This is a genomic window from Tractidigestivibacter sp., assembly GCF_050946515.1.
Classification (GTDB): Bacteria; Actinomycetota; Coriobacteriia; order Coriobacteriales; family Atopobiaceae; genus Tractidigestivibacter.
Genome location: NZ_JBMNUX010000002.1, coordinates 14,111 through 37,283, shown reverse-complemented (window position 1 = coordinate 37,283; position 23,173 = coordinate 14,111). Strand labels below are relative to the sequence as shown.

At 57.1% G+C, this 23,173-nt stretch carries 22 protein-coding genes; 7 read left to right on the top strand and 15 right to left on the bottom strand.

Annotated elements, in window-relative coordinates; translation table 11 throughout:
* Window positions 1–660, bottom strand: coding sequence for a transcriptional repressor LexA (gene lexA, locus ACOYJL_RS01485; RefSeq protein WP_433568430.1), 660 nt, complete (start codon window positions 658–660; stop codon window positions 1–3).
* A gap of 192 nt (window positions 661–852) precedes the next feature.
* Here lexA and ACOYJL_RS01480 point away from each other — a divergent pair, with 192 nt between their 5' ends.
* From ACOYJL_RS01480 to ACOYJL_RS01455, 6 genes are all read left to right on the top strand, one after another.
* Entirely contained in the window at window positions 853–1,305 is a 453-nt protein-coding gene (locus ACOYJL_RS01480; protein WP_433568429.1) for a LysM peptidoglycan-binding domain-containing protein, read from the top strand.
* Between the two features lie 102 nt (window positions 1,306–1,407).
* The gene (gene nrdR, locus ACOYJL_RS01475) at window positions 1,408–1,863 is read left to right on the top strand and encodes a transcriptional regulator NrdR (RefSeq protein WP_433568428.1); all 456 of its coding nucleotides are present in this window, start codon (window positions 1,408–1,410) and stop codon (window positions 1,861–1,863) included.
* Window positions 1,853–2,302, top strand: coding sequence for a dUTP diphosphatase (gene dut, locus ACOYJL_RS01470; protein ID WP_433568427.1), 450 nt, complete (start codon window positions 1,853–1,855; stop codon window positions 2,300–2,302). The genes nrdR and dut overlap by 11 nt, the downstream gene beginning before the upstream one ends.
* 60 nt (window positions 2,303–2,362) lie before the next feature.
* The gene (locus ACOYJL_RS01465) at window positions 2,363–3,676 is read left to right on the top strand and encodes an NCS2 family permease (protein ID WP_433568426.1); all 1,314 of its coding nucleotides are present in this window, start codon (window positions 2,363–2,365) and stop codon (window positions 3,674–3,676) included.
* 88 nt (window positions 3,677–3,764) lie between these two features.
* The gene (locus tag ACOYJL_RS01460) at window positions 3,765–5,027 is read left to right on the top strand and encodes a uracil-xanthine permease family protein (protein WP_433568425.1); all 1,263 of its coding nucleotides are present in this window, start codon (window positions 3,765–3,767) and stop codon (window positions 5,025–5,027) included.
* Between the two features lie 110 nt (window positions 5,028–5,137).
* Complete coding sequence (locus ACOYJL_RS01455) at window positions 5,138–6,076, top strand: NAD(P)/FAD-dependent oxidoreductase (protein WP_433568424.1); 939 nt, start codon at window positions 5,138–5,140, stop codon at window positions 6,074–6,076.
* A gap of 119 nt (window positions 6,077–6,195) precedes the next feature.
* Here the strand turns inward: ACOYJL_RS01455 and ACOYJL_RS01450 are convergent, their stop codons facing one another.
* The 12 genes from ACOYJL_RS01450 to ACOYJL_RS01395 all read right to left on the bottom strand — a co-directional run bounded on the left by ACOYJL_RS01450 (window position 6,196) and on the right by ACOYJL_RS01395 (window position 20,221).
* Complete coding sequence (locus ACOYJL_RS01450) at window positions 6,196–8,595, bottom strand: RICIN domain-containing protein (protein WP_433568423.1); 2,400 nt, start codon at window positions 8,593–8,595, stop codon at window positions 6,196–6,198.
* Between the two features lie 443 nt (window positions 8,596–9,038).
* A complete protein-coding gene (locus ACOYJL_RS01445) occupies window positions 9,039–10,646 on the bottom strand; it encodes a chloride channel protein (RefSeq protein ID WP_433568422.1) in 1,608 nt (535 codons plus the stop codon).
* A gap of 144 nt (window positions 10,647–10,790) precedes the next feature.
* Complete coding sequence (locus ACOYJL_RS01440) at window positions 10,791–12,137, bottom strand: NlpC/P60 family protein (RefSeq protein WP_433568421.1); 1,347 nt, start codon at window positions 12,135–12,137, stop codon at window positions 10,791–10,793.
* A 45-nt stretch (window positions 12,138–12,182) separates the two neighbouring features.
* Complete coding sequence (locus ACOYJL_RS01435) at window positions 12,183–13,466, bottom strand: NlpC/P60 family protein (RefSeq protein WP_433568420.1); 1,284 nt, start codon at window positions 13,464–13,466, stop codon at window positions 12,183–12,185.
* A gap of 158 nt (window positions 13,467–13,624) precedes the next feature.
* Window positions 13,625–14,161: an adenine phosphoribosyltransferase gene (locus ACOYJL_RS01430; protein WP_433568419.1), complete on the bottom strand. Its 537-nt coding sequence runs from the start codon at window positions 14,159–14,161 to the stop codon at window positions 13,625–13,627.
* A 61-nt stretch (window positions 14,162–14,222) separates the two neighbouring features.
* Window positions 14,223–14,957: a transcriptional regulator FtsR gene (gene ftsR / locus ACOYJL_RS01425; protein ID WP_433568418.1), complete on the bottom strand. Its 735-nt coding sequence runs from the start codon at window positions 14,955–14,957 to the stop codon at window positions 14,223–14,225.
* 6 nt (window positions 14,958–14,963) lie between these two features.
* Entirely contained in the window at window positions 14,964–15,398 is a 435-nt protein-coding gene (locus tag ACOYJL_RS01420; RefSeq protein ID WP_433568417.1) for an FHA domain-containing protein, read from the bottom strand.
* A 42-nt stretch (window positions 15,399–15,440) separates the two neighbouring features.
* Window positions 15,441–15,818 carry a RidA family protein gene (locus ACOYJL_RS01415; protein ID WP_433568416.1) on the bottom strand — a complete coding sequence of 126 codons (378 nt, stop codon included), beginning with the start codon at window positions 15,816–15,818 and terminating at the stop codon, window positions 15,441–15,443.
* A 49-nt stretch (window positions 15,819–15,867) separates the two neighbouring features.
* Window positions 15,868–16,755: a hypothetical protein gene (locus ACOYJL_RS01410; protein WP_433568415.1), complete on the bottom strand. Its 888-nt coding sequence runs from the start codon at window positions 16,753–16,755 to the stop codon at window positions 15,868–15,870.
* A 49-nt stretch (window positions 16,756–16,804) separates the two neighbouring features.
* Window positions 16,805–17,947, bottom strand: coding sequence for a D-alanyl-D-alanine carboxypeptidase family protein (locus ACOYJL_RS01405; protein ID WP_433568595.1), 1,143 nt, complete (start codon window positions 17,945–17,947; stop codon window positions 16,805–16,807).
* Window positions 17,947–18,693 (bottom strand): CDP-alcohol phosphatidyltransferase family protein, encoded by a 747-nt coding sequence (locus tag ACOYJL_RS01400; RefSeq protein ID WP_433568414.1) that lies wholly within the window; start codon window positions 18,691–18,693, stop codon window positions 17,947–17,949. The genes ACOYJL_RS01405 and ACOYJL_RS01400 overlap by 1 nt, the downstream gene beginning before the upstream one ends.
* 115 nt (window positions 18,694–18,808) lie before the next feature.
* Window positions 18,809–20,221, bottom strand: coding sequence for a M20/M25/M40 family metallo-hydrolase (locus ACOYJL_RS01395; protein ID WP_433568413.1), 1,413 nt, complete (start codon window positions 20,219–20,221; stop codon window positions 18,809–18,811).
* 199 nt (window positions 20,222–20,420) lie between these two features.
* On the opposite strand from ACOYJL_RS01395, the gene ACOYJL_RS01390 reads away from it, so the two are divergent.
* Window positions 20,421–20,738: a DUF1292 domain-containing protein gene (locus ACOYJL_RS01390; protein WP_433568412.1), complete on the top strand. Its 318-nt coding sequence runs from the start codon at window positions 20,421–20,423 to the stop codon at window positions 20,736–20,738.
* Window positions 20,739–20,816: 78 nt separating this feature from the next.
* Here the strand turns inward: ACOYJL_RS01390 and ACOYJL_RS01385 are convergent, their stop codons facing one another.
* Both ACOYJL_RS01385 and serC read right to left on the bottom strand, forming a co-directional pair.
* Entirely contained in the window at window positions 20,817–21,992 is a 1,176-nt protein-coding gene (locus tag ACOYJL_RS01385; protein ID WP_433568411.1) for a phosphoglycerate dehydrogenase, read from the bottom strand.
* A 96-nt stretch (window positions 21,993–22,088) separates the two neighbouring features.
* Window positions 22,089–23,171, bottom strand: coding sequence for a 3-phosphoserine/phosphohydroxythreonine transaminase (gene serC / locus ACOYJL_RS01380; protein WP_433568410.1), 1,083 nt, complete (start codon window positions 23,169–23,171; stop codon window positions 22,089–22,091).
* Window positions 23,172–23,173: the final 2 nt, after the last annotated feature.

The following is a 23,173-nucleotide window of genomic DNA, read 5'->3' as shown; positions in this document are numbered from 1 at the left end:
CTAGTTGATAGAGCGAATCAATGCCGTGACCTTGCCCAGAATGACAGGGTTCTCTGCGTAGATGGGTTCCATGGTGTCGTTCTCAGGCTGAAGCCTAATGCGGTCCTTCTCGCGGTAGAACGTCTTAACCGTTGCAGAGTCATCGATAAGGGCCACGACAATTTCGCCATCATGGGCTTCGTGCTGCTCTTTGACAACGATGTAGTCGCCATCAAAGATGCCGGCATTGATCATAGACTGCCCGCGAACGCGGAGAATGAAGGAGCTTCCATCACCAACGATGCTTGTTGGAAGCGTCAGCATCTCCTCAACGTTTTGCTCAGCCAAGATTGGCGTACCTGCGGCAACGCGCCCGACAAGGGGAAGCGAGATCATGTTCTTGTCTACGTCTTGGGTGACGGTGGCAAGGTTCTCAGTAGTGGACTCAACCTTAGGCTGATGCTCTTGAACTACCTCAATGGTTCGGGGCTTCTTGGGGTCTCTGCTGATGAGCCCCATCTCTTCAAGGGCCTTTAGATGCATGTGCACTGTCGAAGGCGAAGCCAGACCGACAGCAGCGCCAATCTCCCTTACCGAGGGGGGATAGCCGTGCTCATTTGTGTAGCTGCAGATGAAGTCATATATGGCGCGCTGACGCTTGCCAAGTTTGCCTTTGGGCATGGTGTCTCCCTTCGTCTTGTACTGATGATAACCCCACTTCCAAATCATTGCAAACATTTGTTCTATTTTCTCTTGACACGAACAACTGTTCCTCCATAATTACAGTACAGACGTTCGGCTATCAGTATGGCAATTCTTGTCCGGCCCACCTCGTATAAAAGACGCCGACAGCCAAACGAGAGGGGATACATCATGACTAACACTGCGAGCACAACGTACTTCGGCACCGATGGCAACGCCGCCCTTAAGCCAACAACTTATCGCTCGCTCACGCTTATCCAGGGTTATAAGAACGCTCCGGCTCCTGCCCCGCAGCGCCCTCAGCGTCCTCGCCAGAACGCCAAGCAAGAGAAGCGCTTCGTTGTTGCGGCGCTTCTTATGGCGGCGGCTCTCTCCCTTGTTCTTGTTGTCGCCTCTGCCATAAGTGATGCCGCCATCTCAGCTCAATCGCAACAAGCTCTTTCTCAAATCTCTACCTGCTCCGTTATCGTGCAGCCCGGTGATTCTCTTTGGTCCATTGCCGAGAGCCATCCCGTTGACGGTCTCTCCACGTCTCAAGTTGTCACGTGGATAAGCCAGAAGAACTCCCTTGACAACTCTTCTCTTCAGCCTGGTCAGACAATCTCGGTTCCTCAAGCTCAGTAAAGGGCTTTTCTCCCTTTCAAGTGGGTTTCGGATTTCTATCAGCAACTCTTTGGGTGCATATCTGTGATAACTTCCTAGAGGTATTTCTTTCTAGGAGGCATCATGCGCTGTCCCAAATGTGGTTGCGAGGAGTCTAAGGTCGTTGACTCTCGTCCCTCTGAGAACAACGACGCAATTCGCCGTCGCCGTGAATGTGTAAAGTGCGGTTTCCGTTTCACAACCTATGAGCGCCGAGAAGAGCGTCCTCTCCTGGTTGTAAAGAAGGACGGTCATCGAGAGGCTTTTGAACGCCAAAAGCTCATGCGTGGTCTCATGACCGCAACGGTTAAGCGAGACGTTCCAATCGAGACGCTTGAAGGGCTCATCGACAGCATTGAGTCCGAGCTTCGTGACAGCGGCATTACCGAAGTTCCCTCGCAGGAGCTTGGAAGCATGGTCTTGAAGCGCCTTGTCAAGATTGACAAGGTCGCGTATGTCCGCTTTGCCTCTGTCTACCGAGACTTCAAGGATGTCGATGAGTTTAGCGAAGAGCTAAGGAGCTTGAACAATGAGTCCTGACGAGACAGTAAAGCTGCCCATCAAGAGGCTTGACCCTACGGTTGAGCTCCCCACGTATGCCTATTCAGGCGACGCCGGTCTTGACTTGAGGTCAAATGAGGACGTCACCCTTGCTCCTCATGAGCGTCGCCTTGTTGGCACCGGTCTTGCCGTTGCCATCCCTGAGGGATACGCAGGCTTTGTCCAGCCTAGAAGCGGTCTTGCCCTTCGCGAGGGGCTTTCTATGGCAAACACTCCCGGCCTTGTTGACTCCCATTACCGTGGCGAGCTCAAGGTCTGCGCCGTCAATCTAGACGATTCCACACCCATCCATATCGAGCGCGGCGAGAGGATCGCCCAGCTTGTTATTCAGCGCGTTCCCGTCGTCCAACTTGAAGAGGTCGACGAGCTTGATGAGACGGATCGCGGCGCCGGCGGGTTTGGGTCCAGCGGCGTGTAACTTCAGCGGCCTTCGTCGCCATGACAGAGCTTTGAGAGTTTACGAAGGAGAGTGACTTGCATGGACAGTTTCTTTAAGATCAGCGAACGTGGCTCGTCTGTTGGCCAGGAATTTCGCGCAGGTCTCACAACGTTTCTTGCGATGGCCTACATCATTGCCGTCAACCCTGCGCTTTTGGTGATTGCTGGCGTGCCTTCTACGGCAGCCGTTACCTCCACGTGCATCGGTGCGGGCATCATGACCATCCTCATGGGTCTTTGCGCAAACCGCCCGCTTGCTTGCGCATCAGGCATGGGCATCAACGCCATCGTCGCTTATTCGCTGGCTGCAGTTGACGGCAATGACTGGCGCGTCTCCATGGCCGTCATCTTTGTCGAGGGCTTGGCCATCCTCATCTTGGTTCTTTGCGGTCTTCGCGAGGCAATCATGGATGCCATCCCTGTTTCGCTTCGCCATGCCATCTCTGTTGGTCTTGGTCTTTTCATCGCGATGATCGGCCTTTCTGATGGCGGAATCATCGTTGCCAACGAGTCGACCATGGTCTCTCTTGGTGACGTTTCTAGCCCAACGTTCCTCGTTGGTCTTATCTCTATCGTTGCCACGGTTGTCCTTTACGTCATGAACGTGAAGGGCGCCCTTCTCCTGGGCATCATCATTGCTGTCATTTGCGGCATTCCTCTGGGCGTCACCGCAGCTCCTACCGGTCTTGTTTCCGGTCTGGACTTCTCGTCTTTCGGCGCTCCTTTCATGGCCGGCTCTGACGGCACTCTTGCCATCGTCAAGGTCTTTACGACGCCTGTTCTTCTCGTCTTTGCCTTCTCGCTCATGATGTCCGACTTCTTCGACACCATGGGCACCGCCATGGCAGTCGCTAAGCAAGGCGAGTTCCTGAACGATGATGGCACCGTCGAGAACATCAAGGAGATCCTTGTTGTTGACTCCGCCGCTGCTGCTGTCGGTGGCCTTGTCGGCGCTTCCTCCATCACTACCTTTGTCGAGTCTGCCTCTGGCGCAGCCGACGGTGGTCGCTCTGGTCTGTCCTCCGTCTTCACCGGCATCCTCTTCATCGTTGCCGCCTTCTTCGCGCCCGTCATCAGCATCGTCAGCTCTGCTGCTACCTGCGGCGCTTTGGTGCTTGTCGGCTTCCTCATGATGGGCGATGTCGTCGACATCGATTGGTCGGACTTCCTTGAGGGCTTCCCTGCATTCATGGTCATCGCAGGCATCCCCATGACGTACTCGATCTCTAACGGCATCGGCTTTGGCTTTATCTCTTACGTGATCGTCGCTCTCGTGACCGGTCAGGCTAAGAAGGTCAAGCCTTTGATGTGGGTTGCCACAATCGCATTCGTCGTCTACTTCCTGCTGTCTTAGGAGTAGTGTCTGGCCCCAGGCGTTCGCTTGGGGCCTTTTTTCTTAGCTTCGTTTGCATTTCGAGCGCAAACTCGAGGAAAGGAGAGCTGTGGCTAGAAAGCAACGAGAGATCATCGGCGTAGATGACCGCGTACCAGTGAGCAAAGCCATTCCTCTTGGCATTCAGCACATGATGAGCATGTTTGGCTCAACCGTCCTCGTGCCCATTTTGACCGGGCTTGATCCCAACGTGGCAATCATGTGCTCAGGCATCGGCACCATTTGCTATTTGCTTGTCACGAGAAACAAGATTCCTAGCTACCTTGGCAGCTCTTTTGCCTTCATCAGCCCCATCGTTGCCGTTGGAGCAACAAAGGGCCTTTCTGCTGCCATGTCCGGCGTCATCGTTGCTGGCGTTGTCTTTCTTGTGGTAGCTGGCGTCATCAAGCTTATTGGTACCGGCTGGCTTGACCGGTTGCTTCCGCCCGTCCTCGTGGCATCTGTCATGGTTGTCATTGGCGTCGGACTTTCCGCCACTGCCGTCAACATGGCTTTCATCAATGACACGACGTTCGACACGACGTATGCCATCGTTGCTGCCATAACGCTTGTGGCTGCAGTAGTCTTCTCCAGCATGGGCGGCATATTCGGGACCGTTCCCGTGCTTCTCGCCATCGTGATTGGCTATCTGATTTCCGTCCCGCTTGGTATTGTCGACTTCTCCGGCGTTGTCAGCGCAGCTTGGATTGGGCTTCCGCGCATCTCTGCACCAACCTTTGACGTTGGCGCCATTATCATCATTGCCCCTGTCGCTATCGTTACGGTCATCGAGCACATCGGTCACTTGCTTGCTGTCGGCGAGATCGTGGGCAAGGACTATCGTCCCATGCTTCCCCGTTCGCTTGCTGGCGACGGCATCTCGACCATCATCTCTGGCTTCCTCGGTGGACCTCCCACCACGACGTATGCTGAGAACATCGGCGTCATGAGCGTCACGCGCGTCTATTCCACGCAGATCTTCTGGTATGCCGGCGGCTTTGCGCTTATCGTTGGCGGCTTCTGCCCCAAGCTTTCCGCGCTCATCCAGTCCATCCCTTCGCCTGTCATGGGTGGCGTCTGCTTGCTCCTCTTCGGTCTTATCGCCTCCAACGGTCTTAGGATGTTCGTGACTAACAAGGTCGACTTCAACGACAACCGCAACCTCATGATTGCCTCTGTCGTTATCATCCTGGGCGTTGGCATGGAGACTGCTGGCGTCTCTATCCCCATTGGCAGCTACACGCTTCCTGGCATGGCTACCTCTACGCTCGTCGGCATCTTGCTGAACCTCATCCTTCCGACTTCCGACGAGGCAGAAGAGTTTGCGGCATAAGCAATCCGTTTGTGCTAAATGTGATTAACTGCATAGCAATTGAATAGAAGTTTAGGAGTAGGGGGTATCCTCCCTTTGAATGAGAAATCATCAAAGGAGGGGAGCCCCCTATGTCCGACAACATGACAAAAGACCTTGTAATCATTGGCGGAGGCCCCGCTGGTCTGACTGCGGCAATTTATGCTCAGCGCGCCTTGCTTGACGCCGTGACGCTAGAGCAAGAGGCATTTGGTGGCCAGACGATCCTTACCGCAGAGATCGACAATTATCCTGGCGTTCCGAACACTGATGGCTACAGCTTGGCTGAGGCTATGAAGTCGCAGGCGGAGTCCCTTGGTGCAGAAGTAAAAACTTCTCGCGTCACTTCGCTTTCCCACAACGAGAAGACCGGGCTTTTCTCGCTTGAGACCAGCGATGGACCGTTGGCCACAAGGAGCGTGATCCTTGCTGGTGGTGCCACGCCGAGAAAGGCTGGCTTTGAAGGCGAGGAGCGCTTCTCGGGTCATGGCGTCTCGTATTGCGCTACTTGCGACGGAATGTTCTATCGCGGCAAGCAAGTCTTTGTCATCGGTGGTGGCAACTCTGCAGCCGAAGAGGCGCTTTTCCTGACCCGCTTTGCTAGCCATGTAACCATGATCGTCCGCAAGGACCACATGCGTGCACAAGCCTCTGTAGCGCGTCAGATTGAGGAGAACGAGAAGGTCTCCGTCCGCTACCTTACCAGCATCGTTTCCGTTGATGGGGGAGAGCTGCCTTCCAGCATTACCTTCCGCAACAACCAGACGTGCGAGACCAGCACGGAAACCTATGACGAGGGGTCGTTCGGCATCTTCGTCTTTGTTGGTCGTGTCCCTGAGACTGAGCTTGTGCGCGGTCTTGCTGAGCTAGACGGATCTGGCTATGTCGTGACGGACGAGCGAATGGCCACTAGCACTCCCGGTCTCTTTGCAGCTGGTGACGTCCGGAAGAAGTCGCTTCGCCAAATCATCACCGCTGCCGCTGATGGCGCAATCGCGGCTACAAGCGCTTCCGAGTACTTAAGAAAGTGATTCGCTAAATAGCCTCAGTTGCCTCTTGCTAAGGATTGGCGCGGTCCAAGTTCAAGTGCTTGGGACCGCGCCGTTGTCATATCTTGCCGCTTCTAGCGGCATGCCTTTCGGAAAACCAGCTACGAAATATCCTTCAGAATGAATCTCTGTGCATAAGTTCCGTTGCTGGTGTAGAGCTGCACGTTAGTGCAATTGGCATATTGGTTGCACGAAATGTCCAGCGCCTTTCCGCTGCCCTTGTTGATGAACGTATACGTTCCATCGCCGTTGGCCAGAATCTTCCAAAGCTGAGCATCCGAGCCGTTATAGGTGTATTGCCAAATGTTCGTGTAGTCGTCGGTTCCAGCGTGACGAACGTCGATAACCTTTCCAGACCCGACGTTTTGGATGTAGCAATACCCGCTGGACAAAGCAACAATCTTGAAAATCTGAGCCTTCGTGCCGTTTGACTGATAGATTTGCAAGTTTGCGCCATCTTCGGTACTTGCGCAGTCGATGTCCAAGCAATACCCAGTGTTACCTGCGCAAACGATGGTGTAGGTGCCGCTAACATCCGAGTTGAGCGTCCATTTTTGGGCTGCCGTGCCGTTAGGGGAGTAGACCTGCACGTTTTGGCAATTGTCGGCAACGCCGTGGTAAACGTCTATAGCCGCACCGCTGAGCGCAGAGTAAAGCGTATAGGTGCCGTCAGTGTTTGCGATTACGTACCAGCGCTGCGCCAACGTGTCGTTCTGCTCGTATTGTTGAACGTTCGTGCCATCATCAAGACCAGCGGCGCTCAAATCGATGGCGAGGCCGGAGTTCACATTTGTAATCTCGTAAGTGCCATATCCCTTGTATTCAAAGTGGAAGCTCTGCGCCTTGGTGCCATTCTTGGTGTAGATTTGCAAGTTGCCATAATTTGACTTGCTTGCACTGTCGATGTCCATGGCATATGAGCTGCTGAGGGCAGATTGAACGACATATGTTCCGTCTCCGATGGTCGCGTCATCTGCAACGGGGCTCAGCCGAAACTTTTGCGTGGAGAGACCGTTGTTTGTGTCAACGGTGACGTTCGTTCCATCAGAAATTCCTGACTTACTCGAAGCTGTCAAAGCGTATCCGGTATAGGAAGACAAGATCTGGTAATACCCGTCATCAGTCGACTTGATGACCCATTTCTGAGCCTTCGTTCCGTTGCTCTCATATTGCTGAACGTTGGCGCCAGCAGCGGTCGATGCACAAGAAACGTCAAGAGCCTTGTCCGAGTTGACGCTCGTGATTGAGTAATAGCCGTCGCCAAGATACGTCACTTGGAACTTCTGGGCAGCGGTGTCATTTGAGGAGTAAAGCTGGGCATTCGCGCTATCGTCCATGCTCGCACAGCTGATATCCAAGCAATACGACAAGTCTTCCTCGCTGTGAAGCGTGTACATGCCGTCGGCGATGCTTTGAGTTCCGGTAATGGGCGAGTACGTGTCAGTACTGCCGGAGTCATCGGTATCTGCCGAGCCGCCTGGCTCGACGTCGCCCTTATACCAATAGTCCATATCGACGCTCGTGCTCTCAATGCCGTCGACGGTGCCGTACTGAGAGTATTGCCACATGTCATAGACGCCTGTGTAGTAATTGATGGCGCTGACACCATAGCAAGCAACCCAAGTAAAATAGTCGCGAGCAAGCGACACGCCGTCAATGGTGTTGGCAAGCATTGAGCTATTTGCATAGATGCCAGGCGTGTAGCCGCGAGCCTCGACCTCTTCGCAAAAAGCCCTGATAACCTTTGTGCGATATTCCTTAGAGGCGCCGTTGTTCAAGCGATAGTTAGACTCGTATTCGTAGTCAATAATGACAGGCAAGTCGAGCTCCACGCCATACGAGTCGAGAAGGTCGCAAATGTAATCAGCTTCGACGACGGCCTCGTCAGTTGTGATTGCTTGGCTGAAGAAGTAGACGCCAACTTGTAGACCGGCCTTCTTGGCATTCACAAGGTTCTTTTTGCCCATGGGGTCGGTATACAGCTTTCCGCTGGTGCCCCAGCCGCGACCAGCCAGCTTGATCATGGCAAAGTCGTTGCCGGCATCCTTTACAGAAGCCCAGTCAATGGTGTTCTGATAGAAAGAGACATCAATTCCTGACAGCTGCGTATAGTCCGAGCTGCGCGTTGTTGCGGATGACGTGCTCTTCATAAGACGGCGGACCCTTCGTACGCCAGAGCTGCTTGCAGCGCTTTCAGCCGAGACGCCAGCATACGTGCGCTGATCTTCCGTCAAGCCGTACTCGTCTACATCGTCTTCGGTCTGGGCGGCATCGTCAGTAGCTTCAGTTTCAGTAGTTTCAGGCGCTGCAGAGGATTCGTCCTCAACGGAAGTTGCTTCGTCGCTCGAAGCGTTGCCGTCATTCTCGTTTGCAGTTGTTTCAGTTACAGAAGCCTCGTCATCAGCGGCGAATGCAGTCGAAGGCGAAATGCCTACGACGGGACCAGTGGCGAGCAAAGCTGCCAAGACGAGGGACAGCTGTAAGACTTTGCCTCGTTTCATGAGAGTGTGCTCCTTGCGTTGCCGACAAACATTGAGACTTGTAACTATAGCATCGAAGTCATTTGGGGTTACGTTGATAACGTATCGGCCAAGCTAACTCGAAATCCCATGGGCAAGTACTCCAGAAGGTCATTTTTAATCGCTTAAAACGGCTCTCAGAGCCTCGTTAGAATTTCCGCAGGTAGAAGCTAGTGTTTCAGGGGCAACTGCTATGTCGGTCGACAAATCCTAAAATAAATGCGTGATAATATATCTTATGTAAACTAGAGAGAAGAAGAGAATTTCTCACCCTGCCCGAGAGCGCCCCCCGAGTCTTGCTCGGAAACACGCACGCGAATCGGTCCCCCAAGCTTTGAGTGGACAGACTCAATTCTGCTTGACTCAAGAACGAAGGGCGCGCCTCGTTGGTTGCGCACCCTTCGTCCGCGCTGAGTCTTGCGTCGCTACCGTTTCGTTGGAGTCCATCTAGACTCCACGCCGCCACGGGTCATTTGTCGTATCGTCGCCTCGTCTTCTTCCTCTGTCTCGCTTCGCATTATCAGAAGCAGCGTGTCAAGCGCCTCGATCTGCGTTCCTCCTGTGGGAACGATCTGTTGTCCCGACCGGTCAATCGTGATGACGCGCGTCCCCTCGGGCCACGAGACGTCCTTGATGAGCTTTCCTTCCATGGCGGAGCCCATGCCTACGACAAACGTGTGTATCTCGGTTTCGGACTCTCCCTGAACGTCCGGGTCGTCAGCGGTGGTTCCCAGAAGCTTGGCGAGCAGGAACTCGTAGAACCCGTCGACCTTCATGAGGTTTGCCGTGACGTACGCGATGATGGACACAATGGAAACCGACAGCAGCGAGTCCAGGGACCCCGTGAGCTCGAATACCAGCACGACCGCTGTCACGGGAGCCCTTACGACGCCTGAGAAAAGCCCTGCCACGCCAAGTGCTACAAAGTTTGAGACATATCCCGAAGGAAGGCCCAACAGGTTTATCATGCCGACGCCAAAAAGACCGCCAACGAGCGACCCCATCACGACAAGCGGAAAGAGCGTCCCTCCAGGCGCGCCAGAGGCAAAGCTGATGGTCGTGAACAGGTACTTTCCAATCAGAAGCGAGACGATTGCCCCTGTCGCAAGCACGCCAGGCGCTTGGATCATCTCTACGATAGCGTCTCCGCCATCCATGAGCTGCGGAAACGTGAACGCGACGATTCCGGCAACGGCAAATGGTATGGCAAGCCGTGCGTATGGAAGGTTCTTCTTGATCTTGTCGTAAAGCGTTTGTGCATAAAACATGCCCTTATTATGCAACGCTCCCGCAATGCCGCAAACCACGCCAAGAACGATGACGACAAGGTAGTCCACATGCGGCAGGTCGTTTGCGAAGCTCAGCTTGAGGACGGGGCGAACGCCCAGCACCTGGGAAACGAGAAAGTCAGAGACTACGGACGCCGTCATGACTGAGATGATCAGCGGCGCGCTAAACTGCTTGTGTATCTCCTCGACAGCAAAGAGCACGCCAGTCAGCGGAGCGTGAAACGCGGCCGACATTCCCGCAGCGGCTCCGCAGGTGACCAAGAGCCTCTCTTCTCCGCGGTCTCGCTTGAGGGCCTTGGAGACCGCCTTTCCTGACATTCCGCCAAGCTGCACCGAAGGGCCTTCTCGCCCAAGTGAAAGCCCCGCAAACGCGCAAAGGGTTCCCTCGGCGAACTTTGCCGCCATGACGCGGTGCCAAGGCATGTCGATGCGACCGATCACCTCGGCGTCAGTTTGGGGGATGCCGCTCCCCTGCGTGTATGGCTCCCAAAGCATCAGCTTGGAAACGACCATCAAGATGACGGCGAGAATTGCGAACCACGCGGCCATAAGCAAGGCATTTCCCGCGAATTCGCTGGTCAAGGTCCTCAGGCCGTTCTCAGCAATCGAAAGGGAGAGGCGATAGAGCGTGACGACTCCCCCGCCCACAAGGCCAACGAGCGCGCCCTCCCCTACAAGAAAGACTTGGAATCTTCTCGACAGGCGCCTACCTGCCTTGAGCTGCCGAGCCGCCTTCTCTGTCATGAGACGAAATCTCCCTTGGTCGTGCAAATTCGTGCACACACAGCTTACATCAGCGCCTGTTCATAAAAAATGTCGGCCTCCCCATTTTGGAAGAAGCCGACATGCCTACAAATCTCGGGGCGCGGTAAAGGGCCTTGCCTGGCGCTAGCCGCCAAAGCCTCCGCCGATGCATGCATAGACGGTTGCATAGCAAACGTACTGACCGGGATACGGCGCGTGAATCATCTTAGTGCCGCCACAGTAGATGGCGACGTGGCCGGTGGAGCAGAAGATGACGTCTCCCGGAGAAAGCACTGACTGGTAGTTTGACAGGCTGCAGTCCTTCCAGTTTCCACGCGACTTCATCTCGGCTATAAGGCCTGGCACAGACGTTGCATAAGATGGCGTAGAATATCCAGCCATATGATATGCTGTCGCAACAAGGCCGCAGCAGTCGAAGCCGTCGGCGTCCGGACCGTAGTTGACGCCCTGGGTCCAGCGCTTGTAGGGATATCCGATGAACTGCTCCGCGTTGGCGATGATGCTGCTTGAGTAGTACTTCGTTCCGCCAGAAGACGAGCTTGAGCTGCTGGAGGAAGACGAGCTGCTGCTCGAAGAGCTTGAGGACGAAGAGCTCGAGCTCGTAGATGAGCTGCTCGAGCTCGACGAGCTGCTGCTCGAAGAGTCAGAGGTGGTCGTAGAGCTGCTGCTCGAAGAGCTCGTATCGCCAGAGTTGGAAGAGGTGTCAGAGGACGAAGTCTCGCTCGAGCTATTAGAGCTGTCAGTGCTGCCAGAGTCAGAGGAAGTCGTGGTAGAAACCGCGTCGTTTGCGCTCTCGACGGAGGCGATCGCAGTGCTTACGCTGCTCGTGGAGTCTTCCTCGGCTTCCTTGGCAAGTGCCTCCTGCACCGCGGCGTCAAGGCCGTTGTAGTAGTCCTGGGCCTCAGAGAGCTGCGACTGGTAGTCGTCGACGCTCTGCTGCGTCTCTTCTACCTTGGCCTCCTGCTCGTCCTCCTGCTGCTGCAGCTGCTCCTTCTGCTGGTTGAGCGTCTCCGAGATCGCGTTGACCTCGTTGATGGCTTCGGACTGCTGCTCGTTCATCTTGCCAAGGTAGTAGATGTTCGAGCTGAGCTCCTCGAAGGAGGAAGAGTTCAGGAGCACGTCAATGATTCCGCTATTGCCAGCCTTGTACGTCTTTCGCAGCTGCGCCTCAAGGTCGCTTCGCTTCTGGCGGAGCTCGTCTTCGGTCTGAGTGATCTGGGACTCGGTCTGCTCGATCTGATAGCGAATGTCCTCCAAGTCGCCCTCAGCGTCCATGAGCGTAGATTCCAAGCTCGAGAGCTGAGTTCCCAGGGAGTCAAGCATCTGTCGAGCCTCCTCGAGCTGCGCCTGCAGCTCGTCGGAGGTCGCGTCGTCAGCAAATGCTGGCTGAGCAAAAGAGAGGAGACCAGCCCATGCGAGGCTGGCTCCCCCAATGACCATTCCCCTTCGTGTGATGTTCTTAGAGTGCATGGTTTCTGCCTTTAAGTTTCGGAATGCAAAGGTTCGTATCGTGTCTTAGTAAGTGCCGCCGCCCTCAAAGTCTAAAATCGGGCCGACGATGACACCTGAAGCAGAGTTTGCAGCATGAACGATCGTATTGTTGCCCAGATAGATGCCAACGTGAGAGCTGTCATACTCAAAGACAAGGTCGCCATAGCTGAGCTCGTCGATCGATGTCTTCCAGTCGCCGCTTGCCTTGAGGGACGCAATCATCTGGTACGTGGTACGACCACGAGCGTAGCCATAGCAGTAGCACACGAGGCCAGAGCAGTCGAAGGCGTTGGGGCCAACCGCGCGATAGACGTACGGGTAGCCGACGAGCGAGAGCGCCGTGGCCACGCCGCCGCCAGAGACGACGTTAGAGGAGCTGCTCGAGCTGGAAGAGCTGCTGCTGGAAGAGCTAGAGCTGCTCGAGCTCGAAGAGTTGGAGCTGCTGCTCGAATTGTTAGAGCCCGACGAGCTGCTGTTGGAAGAGCTGCTATTGGAGCTGCTGGTGTTGGAGCTCGTGCTGGAGCTGGTGTTGGAGCTGCTGGTGTCGTTGCTGCTCGAGCTTGTGTCCGTGCTGGTAGAGCTGCTCGTGGTGCTTCCAGAGTCGGTGCTTGTGTCAGTGCTGGTGTCGGCGGTGTTGGAGGAAATGGTTTCCTGAGTCTCGATTGCGTTGACAACGGTCTCGGTGCTCTCTGACGCCTGCTCGGCAACGGCTGCCTGCAGCTCGGCGCTCAAGGAGTCGTAGTAGCTCTGCGCCTCTGCAACCTGGGACTCGTACTCGGAGGTCTGAGACTGCAGGCTGTCAACTTGGGCCTGCTCGTCCGCTTGCTTCTGCTCGAGGTCTGCCTTCTGGCTCTCGAGAGAGCTCTTGAGGTCGTTGACCTCCTGAATGGCCGCTGCGTCAGACTCAGAGACCTTGTCGAGGAACAGGATGTTCGACCCAAGCTCCTCAAACGACGTCGAGGAAAGCAGGAACTCAAGCGTGCTTCCCAAGCCTGACTTGTATGAGGACTTCATGCGGTCTGCAAGCGTCTCCTGCTTCTGATCGAGCTCGGCTTGCGTGTCAGAAATCTGCTGCTCGGTGCTTGCGATGTCATAGCCCGTCTGCTCAAGGCTTGAGGTGGCATCGGAAAGCTGGCTCTGCAGCGAGCTCAGCTCGGAGGCAAGCGAGTCGACCTTTGCCGCTGCCTCGTCTACTTCACTCTGGGTTGGCTCAGCTACCGCGACGGTTGGAGCCAAAAACGCCGTTACAGGCGTCGTGAGAGCAAAGACGAGGCCGGCAGTAACAATCTTTTTGCCATGTGGCATCATTCTTAGCTACCCTTTCGACGGAGTTGGGGCTTGAAAAATCAATATGCCCGTCGTTCAAGCCAGACTAATGCATTCTGGAGTGAATAAAAACCGCCTTTGAAAGAAAATCGAGACAACTCCAAACTGCTGAATGAAAAGCCTGGGAAAGGCTCAGGTAGCTATTGAACCTTTACGAGGGTATAGACCTCTCTATTTCCGTAATCTTTCGAGATCTCTTGGCGGGGATTCAGGAAGGAAAGCTCGAGTATGAACGAGAAGCCCTGAATCTTCGCGCCGGACTGCTCGACCAGCTTTGCGGTAGCGATTGCGGTGCCACCGGTGGCAACGAGGTCGTCCACAATGAGGACGTTGTCGTCGGCGCTCAGGGCATCCTTATGAATCTGCAGCTCGTCGGTGCCATACTCAAGCGCATAGCTTTGGGAGTATACGTCGCGGGGAAGCTTTCCGGGCTTGCGCGCGGGAACGAAGCCGGCGCCAAGCTTGTATGCCACGGGAGCGCCAATCAAGAAGCCACGAGCCTCGGCTCCAACGACCTTCGTGACTTTCTGCCCGAGGAAGTGATCGGCAATGTCATCAACAACGTTTGACAGCGCGACCGGGTCGTCAAAGAGCGGGGTGATGTCCTTGAAGATCACGCCCGGCTTCGGATAGTCGGGGATGCTGACGATGCGGCTCTCGTAGTCGAAGCTTGCCATGGTGATGTCCTTTCCACGCGTTTATGCTTATGAGACCGGTGCGGTCATGGGTTTTTGCTGGCTAACCTTCCATGTCCTTGAACGACTCGTGGACGCGGCGCGAGATAAGCTCTGATCGAACTTTTCCGGTCAGCGAAAGCATGCGGGAGAGAGCCTCTTCAAAGCGTTGTCGTGTCTCTTCCGTTGCCTCTACCTCTACTCCTCCGCCCTTCTTTGCGTACACCACAAGCGCCTGCTCGAACATTGCGGACTCTCTGTTGGCGGAGTTCACATACTGACGCAGGTTCTTGGGCTCAATGCCAAAATGACGCAGCTCGTCACAGGTGCGAATCAGCGACAGGTCGCGGCCGTCCACGAGGTCTCGACCGTGAGGAGAGCGCTTGAGGGAAATGATTCCCGCCTCGGAGAGCTGGCGCACAAAGCTCACCGACACGCCCGCAACTTCAGGCATGCGGTCAATCGGATGAAGCTTCTTTGTGTCCTCCTCGGAAATTGGCGCGAGGAGGGCCGCTGAGCCCCCCTCGCCGTCGAGCTTGCTCGGCGACCCGTTTGCCGCGCGGTCAAGCTCGTCTTTGATGACCGAAAGGGGCAAAAAGCGATTCTTTTGCAAATACAGAATCGTCTCAAGCCGCTTGATGTCCTTCTGCGAGTAAAGACGGTACCCACTCGGCGTGCGCGAAGGATTAAGAAGCCCCTCGTCTTCAAGGTAGCGAACCTTGGAGACCGTGAGGTCTGGATAGCGGTTGCGCAGCTTGTCAACCACCTTGCCGATTGTTAGGTACCCGGCTTCATCCATCAGTGGCTATCCCTGCGTAGAGATCTTGCGTGGCTTTGCGTTGGTGTGGAAGACCATCCGGAACGTGCCAATCTGAATGGTGGAGCCATCCTTGAGGGCGGCCTTGCTCACGATGGCGCCGTCGACCCAGGTGCCATTGAGCGAGCCTAGGTCCTCGACGGTTGCAAAGCCTGCGTCTCCGCCGCGAAGGTCCATGCGCGCATGGTGGCGCGAAACGGTCATGTCGTTCAGGAACACGCTGTTGCGCGGGTCTCGCCCAAGCGTAATGATCGGCTCGTCGAGCTCAAAGGTCTGCCCAATCTGGGGGCCCTTGACGATGGTAAGCGTTGGATGCTCGGGCTTCTGGCTTCCCATGAGGTCTGGGACGGTGGCGTCCTGTGGCGGCATGCGGAAGATCTCTGTTGCGCCCATATCTGATGAGTGGTTTGAAGTAGGTTGCATTGCCTCTCCCCTCGATACGTACTCGCGTTCTATAATATAACTCTACCTGCAGGCTACACAGTCCATCTCCACGAGCGCGCCCATTGGAAGCGCAGCCGCTTGGATGACCGAGCGTGCCGGCGCTGGCTGTGGAAAGCGGCTTGCGTACACCTCGTTCATGGCCTCCATGTCGTTTATGTCTGCCAGATAGACCGTCGTCTGCGCCACGTCTGAGAGCGTGCAGCCCACCTCAGCAAGGATCGCCTCCACCACGTCAATGATGCGCGAGGTCTGCTCCCTAACCGTTGACCCCACGATTTTGGTTCCATCGTCTGAGACAGGCAGCTGGCCGGAGGCAAACACCAGACGACCGGCCGTGGTTCCCTGAGAATAGGGTCCTTGCGCCTCTGGAGCGCCCATGGCGTTGATTGCATACTTCATAGTGAACCTCCGCTTTGTTCCTGCCTGAAGTCCATGCCTCCATGATGGGCTAAATTCCTCGCGAGCCCACGAAGTCGCTTCCGTCGCGCAACAGGCCCCAGCGCTTGAGCTCATCCTCCCCAAACTCTACGACGTCGGTTGACGACAGGCGCTCTGCCCAAGGAAGGCGATCGTCCCAGAGATTTCGCACGGCATCGCGCCCCATGGGAGTTGCCCAGTTGAACGAAAGAAGGCTTCTCCACATGACGCGGGCGTGGCCAGGCTGCACGAAGATCACATAGGCCGGCTCTGCGTGGGGCCCTCCCATGGGCACAGAGCCCACGATGGAAGGGATGTGGCCGTCGAGCATCACGCTGAGAAGCCTACCTGCGCGAGGAAGGCCGGCGCGGCAATTGGGGACATAGTCGGCGACAAGCTCGGACGCCCTTCTGCCTGCAACGAACAGCGGCACAAGCATTGCGCTCGCGTCCTCTACCGTCGTTCCCTCAAAGGGAGCCCTGCCATCCTGGCTGATTCCAGCAAGAAAGCTCACCCAACCAGCTACAACCGATCCGCGCTCTGTGGGGTCAAGCGCAACGTACTCGTGGGCGCCGGTCCTTGCCAGAAGAGGCACCGAGGTGATGGACCCGTCGCCCGTGAGGGCGGGCTCGAAGGCGCACTCCCCTACCTCGAGCTTCTTGGCGCAGAACGCCATCTCGCAAAGCTCCTGTGGCTTTGAGCCAGAAACCAAGCGATATGTCGACCCGGTGAGGTCTGACACAAGGGCCCCGCCAAGCGCGGATAAAAGATCGTCCTCTCCGTCATAGCTCGTCGGATAGATGAGCCCGTTCTCCTCTGACTTCGTAAAGCTGGCCCTGAGCGCGAGGTGCTCCTCGTAAAGCGCGCCGCGCGTTGCCTTCGGCGTCTTGCTGGGGCCGTCGCTTGATTCGTTGGCCATGAGATTCCTCCAGTTTGCCCTTCTGCGCCTGCCGCCTCTGGCCTTGCCTCTAGTAGTAGCCGAAGAGCGGAAGCGCAAAGATGTTTATGCTCGGTACCGTATCCAGCCGAAGCGTGGTTGTGTAGTGGACCGAGCCTGCCTCTCGTCCGTCTTGGCTCCACGTAGTGGTTCCCGCAAGCTCTCCCTTGTCCAGGAGGATCGAGCTCTTGACGAAGGTGCTTGTGTAGTTCAGGTCTCCTCCGTCGGGCCAAACGACCACATACTCGTCCTCGGAGGGTCGAACCACGCAGGTGAAGGCGAAGTTGTACGCCCAAGGCCGCACGTCCACGATCATGCTGCGGCGAGCAACGAGAAGCTCGTCATAGTTATCATATGCCCAGTCGAGAAGCGCCGCAGTATCTTCAAAGCGGCCGTCGCTGGTGTCGCAGCCAAGCACGCAGGTAAACAGCTCGACGCCATCCTTCTGGCAGGCGCCCAAGAAGGCTGTGCCCGATCCTACGGCGCCGGTCTTTATGCCGCGCACTCCCTGATAGCTTCCAATAAGGTCGTCTGTCGAGTACAGCGTGGTCTCCGTCCCGTCGATTGTGGCGGTCACGCTCTCAAGATGCACCGTCGCTGCAATGAAGGGGTACTCGGAGAGTGCTGTGCGCCCCATCAGCGCAAGGTCTGCGGCGCAAGAATAGTGGTCGTCCTCCTCGAGCCCATGGGGATTTGAGAAGTGAGTGTTGTCCATGCCGAGCTCGGCGGCCTTCTGGTTCATGAGCTCCACGAACGCCTCCTCGGAGCCCGCGACGTTGATGGCGATGTTCTCGGCGGCGTCGTTGGCGGAGTAGACGAGCATCACGCGCAGCAGCTCTCGCAGCGTCGGGGTGTCAGAGGTCGTATAGCCGGCGGTCTGGGAGTCCGCGCCAAGGTCGGTCTCGTAGATGGTGCATGTGGTGTCGAGGTCCATTCCGGAGTCGAGCGCCACCATGGCCGTCATGACCTTGGTGATGGAGGCCATCGACATGTGCGTGTACTCGTTTTTCGCCCACAGCACGTTGCCGGCTGAGTCCTCGACGATCGCGCATTCGGCCTCGCTCAGATCGGGCTCGCCGGTGACCTCGGCCATCGCAGATCCCGGCAGCAGAAACGTCAGGGCTACAGCCACAAGCATCGATGCGAGCGTGCCCAGAAGCATTCGGAACCTCATCACTTGGAGCTCCTCTCGCGAGTGTCGGCGCTCTCTTCCTTTGCTTTCCTGCGAATGCTCAGGCCTTCCCGCGTGTAGACCACGGCGGTCGCGAACGAGAAGCAGACGCCTACGTAGACGAAGAAGATGCCAAGCGCGGCCGCCTGAGAGTTGAGGCCGGGTAGCCACGAAACGTTCACAATGCCAAGCCCCTGGACTACGGGAAGCCCAAGAAGCAAATCGCAGAAGCCAAACATCAGTAGCGCCGTCGCAATCTTGCCAATGTAGATGACGTCGACGGGCCGACGACGGTAGCGTTGCAAGATGAGCGCTCCGATGGCCAGGTAGACATCGCGGCCAATCACGAACACGGCGACCCAAACGGGAAGCTCGCCGGTCAGCACGATGGCTAGCACGCCCGTGAACAGCAGCACGCGGTCCATGATGGGGTCCATTACCTTGCCGAGCCAGCTGACTGTCTGGGTCCGGCGCGCGATTTGGCCGTCCAGAAAGTCTGTGATGGCGGCAATGGCGTACAGCGTGAGGGCAAGATAGCGGTGCCCTCCCTGGACAAAGAGCACCAAGAAGACGATCGTCAGCACAAAGCGGCAGGCGGTGATCACGTTCGAGACGGTCAGTATCTGGTGCGAAGGGTTATTGGGCGTTCCTACCGGATCTGTGGACGAGCCATTTTCCTGTGCGAGCTCCGCGTCGGAATCGGTGACCGACCTGAGAGATGTGCCGAGCTTGTTCAGTTTGTCTGACACGCTTGTCCTCCGAGGCATCTATGAAAAGTACGTCGTCTGTGCTAGGGCGGCTGGCGAGCCGTCTCGGGCGCTCCAAGACTAAGATGGTACCCCATCATGGAAAGGATAACGGGATTTACAAGGAGGCGCCTGCGAAGGAGGTCGATTCAAGGAGGCGAATAAGGACGCGGATGCCCTGCGCATAGGTGCGACGAGAGATGCGCTCGTTGGTTCCGTGCACCCCTTCCGACTCCTCCTCAGGCGTCGGGCGAAACGGCGTGATTCTTAGGACAGAGTCACAGACGCCCTCGTAGCGTATGGCGTCTGTGCCTCCACAGACGAAGCACGGAACGACGAGCATGTCCTTGTAGAAGTGCTCTAGAGCCTCCTTCAGCTCGGCATAGCCCGCGCCTTGGTCAGAGTCTTGGCGTCCTGCGGGAGTCTCATGGATCGCCCTTGCGGTGACGTCAGTTCCCGACTTCGAGAGCGCGCGGTTCACGACCGCCATCACGTCCTCGGCGGTGGTGCCGGGAAGCAGCCTGAAGTTGAGGATGGAGGTGACATCTCCGGGCATCACGTTTGGGGCGGCGCTTCCGCCCTCAAGCATGTCTGCTGCCATGGTCGTCGCGACGAAGGGATAGAGCTCTCGCCGCCCAGAAGCAAGGCGGGCGATTTGGTCGGCGTTGGCATCGACATCCTGGACAAGGGACTTTAGCGGCTCCTCCGTGATGCATGGCGCTAAGGCGCGGAACGTCTCGCGCATCACGTCGTTCAGCAGCGGGCCAGGCATCTCGTCTGAAATCGCCGTTATCGCGCGCGCCATGTGCTCAAGCGAGGTGCCGCCGAACGGGTTGGACGAGTGTCCTCCGCTTCCGGGAGCGGTGAGAAGAACGTTCAAGAAGCCCTTCTGCGAGACGCAGATGTCGCTTATTGCGATGCCGGGGGCTCCCCATGAGGCCCCGTCGAACATCGTCGTCGTCCCTTCGTCCAATAGCCAGGCTGCGCGCACGCCCCGAGCCTTGAGCTCGGCCGCAAGGGCGGTCGCTCCGCGGCTGATGGTCTCCTCGTCATGCCCGAAGGCGAGAATCACGGTCCTTTGGGGGCGCCTTCCATGCGAAAGCAAGTACTCGAGGGCCTCAAGCTCGCCGGTCAGCATATCCTTGATGTCGAGCGCCCCGCGCCCCCAGATATAGCGCTCGTCTCTGTAGCCTTCAAAGGGGCCATGCTCCCATGCGGGGGAGTCCTGTGCGGGCACGACGTCCTGGTGCGCAAGAAGGAGCGCCGCGTCAAGAGCGGGGTTAGAGCCGGGAATTGTGATAAGAAGGTCGAGGCCCATCTCCTCTATCGTAGCGGCGGCCATTACGTGCGGGAATGAAGTGCGGATGAGCTCGTGAAGCTTCTGGTAGGGCTCTGGGTCGGTGTCGTCTCCCAAATCGATGGTCTTGCAGCGAATCGCAGCGGAAAGGCGCTTGGCAGCCCCGGCCACGTCGAGGTCGGGATAGTCGTTCTCGTTTGCGTAGTGCTCGTACACGTCAAGGCCCGCGTGCATGTGCTGCCCTCCAGTCCGTTTGCGGTGGCGCCAGCGGCGCCAGCGGCGGCTTCCAATCTGAGATTTTCTATGGTAGCGACGTCTTTACCGCTACTCACCGAGAAGAGAAATACTTGACGCTTCTGAAACGGCCCGATGCGGGTACACTTCAGCGCAAAGGCGCCATAGGGTGCGCCGCGCCACTGTAAAAGGAGCGATCATGGCAGAGGACGAGGATTATTACGAAGATCCGGAATTCGACCTCGACGACGCGGAAGAGCCCGAAGAGGAAGAATGGGACGACGAGCCCGAGTTCATTACGCTGGAGTTTGATGACGGCGACTCCGAGCGCTGCGAGGTGATGAGCATCTTCCCTTGCGATGGCAAGGAGTACGTCGCGCTTGCCTCCGAGAACGACCCCGACAGCATCTACATCTATGGGTATGCCACGTACAGCGATGGAAGCTTCAGCATCGAAGACATTGACGATGACGAGTTCGAGAGGGCGAGCGCCGAGCTCGAGAACTACATCGAGTAGAAAAGGCCAATCGAAAAACGGCAGCGCCCCGCTCCGAAGACCCGGAGCGGGGCGCTTCTCTGGCTTATGAGCTGCTCGCTATGCGTCTTGCGCGTTGATCACGCGGACGCGAACGACGTTGTTGAGGGCTGCCACCCGCTTTGCTACCTCATCGACATTGCCGCTTGCAACGTCGATCAAGGTGTAGGCGTACTCGCCGCGGCTCTTGTTGGCCATGTTCTCGATGTTCAGGTCGGCCTCGGAGAGGATGTTCGTAATCTTGCCAATCATGCCCTGCACGTTCTTGTGGAACAGGGCAATGCGAAAGCCGGTGGTAAGGACGCCCAGGTCAACGGCACCAAAGTTGACGGAGTTCTTGATGTTGCCGTTCTCGATGTAATCACGAAGCTCGCTGACCGCCATGACCGCGCAATTGTCCTCGGCCTCAGAAGTGGAGGCGCCGAGGTGGGGGGTCACGATGGCGTTCTTCATGTTGCAAGACTGCGGGTTGGCGAAGTCGGTCATATAGTGGGCGACCTTCCCCGAATCGAGCGCGGCTGCCATGGCCTGCTCGTCCACCAGCACGTCGCGGGCGTAGTTGAGCACTACGACGCCATGCTTCATCTTCTCGATGGCCTCGCGAGAGATCATGCCCTTGGTGCTGTCCATCGCCGGAACGTGGATGGTGATGAAGTCGGCGTTGGCCCAAATCTCGTTGATGTCGGTGACGTGCTGGATGTTGCGGTCAAGGCTCCAAGCGGCGTTGATTGAAAGGTACGGGTCATAGCCAAGCACCTTCATGCCGAGCTGACGACCGGAGTTTGCGACGGCGGAGCCGATTGCGCCAAGACCGATGACGCCGAGAGTCTTGCCTGCAAGCTCGCGTCCGGCAAACTGCTTCTTTGCTTTCTCGGCTTTCTTGCCCACATCGGGGTCGTCAGAGTTCTCCGAAACCCAGTTGATCCCTCCAACGATGTCGCGGCAGGAGAGCAGCATGCCGGCAATCACGAGCTCCTTCACTGCGTTGGCGTTGGCACCGGGGGTGTTGAAGACGACGATGCCCTTCTGTGCGCACGTGTCAAGCGGAATGTTGTTCACGCCGGCGCCGGCGCGCGCGATGGCAAGAAGGGAGCTCGGGAACTCGACCTCGTGGAGGTTGGCGGAGCGGACGAGAATTGCGTCAGCGCCGTCTAGCTCGCTCACGAGCTCGTAGTTGCCCCCCAGCTTGTCGGTGCCGACGCGCGAAATGTTGTTCATGCAATGTACCTTGTACATGGGTAAGCCCCCTCAGGCTTGGTGTTTGTCGTATCAGACGCGTTTGCAAGAGCGCCCGACTCGAAGGCCGGGCGCTTCGGTTGGCTCGCGGTTGCGCTATGCCTGGTGCTTGGTCTCGAAGTCCTTCATGAACTCGACGAGCTTCTGCACGCCCTCGATGGGCATCGCGTTGTAGATCGAGGCGCGCATGCCGCCCACTGAGCGATGGCCCTTGAGGTTTGCGAGCCCAGCAGCGGTGGACTCAGCGATAAACTCGGCGTCCAGGTCGGCGTCGCCCGTCACAAACGGGACGTTCATGATGGAGCGGTACTTGGGCTCGACGGTGCTCTTGAAGAGCTTGGACTCGTCGAGGTAGTCGTAGAGAACCTTGGCCTTTGCCTCGTTGTACTCCTTGGTCGCCTCAAGGCCGCCACGCGCCTTCAGCCACTTGAAGACAAGTCCGCAGACGTAGATGCCCCAGCAGTTCGGCGTGTCGTACAGCGATCCGGCATCGGCCTGCGTCTTGAAGCGAAGCAGCGTGGGGACGCCTGGCATGTCGTCGGGAATGAGGTCCTCGCGCACGATGACAACCTGCACGCCCGCAGGGCCGACGTTCTTCTGCACTCCGGCATGGATGCAGCCGAACTTCGTCACGTCGACGGGCTCGGACAAGAACATCGACGACTGGTCGGAAACAAGCTCCTTGCCCTTGGTATTTGGCAGGTCAACATAGCGGGTGCCGTGAATCGTCTCGTTCTGGCAGATGTAGACATAGTCGGCGTCGTCGCGAATGGGCAGGTCGGAGACATCGGGCACATAGGTGAAGTTCTTATCCTTGGAGCTTGCGATGCACTGGGCGTCGCCCAGCACCTGAGCCTCCTTGAACGCCTTGTTGGACCAGTTGCCGGTCACGATGTAGTCGGCCTTCTTGTGCGGGGCAAGGTTCAGAAAGACGCTGTCAAACAGGAGGCTGTCGCCGCCTTGGACAAACAGGACCTTGTAGTTATCGGGGATCCCCATAAGCTCGCGAAGGTCGGCCTCAGCGGTCTCGATGATTTCCTTGAACGCCTTGGAGCGGTGGCTCATCTCCATCACGGACATGCCAGTTCCATGCCAGTCGAGCATCTCTGATGACGCGCGAGAGAGGACCTCCTCCGGCAAGACGGCAGGACCGGCAGAGAAGTTGAAAACGCGTGCCATGC